The following is a 931-nucleotide window of genomic DNA, read 5'->3' as shown; positions in this document are numbered from 1 at the left end:
ATGCGAACGAACCGGTCAAGGCGGCCGAGACTTATACGACCGCGGGGCTGATCGTGCCGGCAACCGCCAAGGGCGACCGCATGCCCGGCGTCCAGCAGGTCGCCTATGTCGTGCCGCAGAACCCGGCGGCCCTGGTCCAGTTTCCGGCAGGGCCCGTGCAAGAAGAACACGCGACGGGCGTGCGTGGCGATGTCGAGCGGCTGATCGAGAAATATGCGGCGATCTACCAGGTGCCGGTGGACCTGGTGCGCCATGTCGTCAACCGCGAGAGCACCTTCAACCCGAAAGCCTACAACAACGGCCATTGGGGACTGATGCAGATCAAGCACGCGACGGCACGCGGCATGGGCTATGACGGACCGGCCAAGGGCCTGTTCGACGCCGAAACCAATCTAAAATACGCGGTCAAATATCTGCGCGGCGCCTGGCTGGTGGCCGGCGGCAACGCCAAGAAGGCCGACTGGCTCTATCAGACCGGCTATTATTACGACGCCAAGCGCAAGGGCCTGCTCGAGGCGACCGGCCTTGGCCGCGACCGCCAGCGCCGTCGCCTGCAACCCGACGCCTGAGCGCGATGCCTGAACCGCGCCCGCCGGCCCTGAACGACATCCGGCTGCGCAAGATCCTCGATGAGACGCTGGTTCCGCCGCACTGGCCCGACGGCTTTGTCATGCGCAGTTTCGAGCCTGGTGACGCGCCCGCCCTGCATGCGCTTTTGACGGAAGTGTTCGATGACGGCGCCGATGGTCCGTTCGACGAGTGGTGGCCGCGCATCGCGGACGATCCCGAATTCGACCCGGCGCTGTGCTTCCTCGTCATCGACGCCAAGGGCCGGCTGGCGGCGGCGGCGCTGTGCTGGACCCGCGCCTTCGTCAAGGATCTTGCCGTTCATCCCGAGGCGCGCGGCAAGGGTGTTGCCGAAGCGCTGATG

The 931-nt window shown here is 66.3% G+C and carries 2 protein-coding genes; both read left to right on the top strand.

The window, feature by feature from the left end:
* The coding region (locus tag EOA22_RS35340) for a lytic transglycosylase domain-containing protein (protein WP_164756258.1) at positions 1-569 on the top strand (569 nt) is incomplete at its 5' end.
* 5 nt (positions 570-574) lie between these two features.
* On the top strand, positions 575-931 hold a 357-nt coding region (locus EOA22_RS35335), incomplete at its 3' end, for a GNAT family N-acetyltransferase (protein ID WP_164756257.1).

Origin of the sequence: Mesorhizobium sp. M7A.F.Ca.US.014.04.1.1 (genome assembly GCF_003998745.1) — a bacterium.
Taxonomy (GTDB): domain Bacteria; phylum Pseudomonadota; class Alphaproteobacteria; order Rhizobiales; family Rhizobiaceae; genus Mesorhizobium; species Mesorhizobium ciceri.
This window is presented reverse-complemented; position numbering and strand designations above follow the sequence as displayed.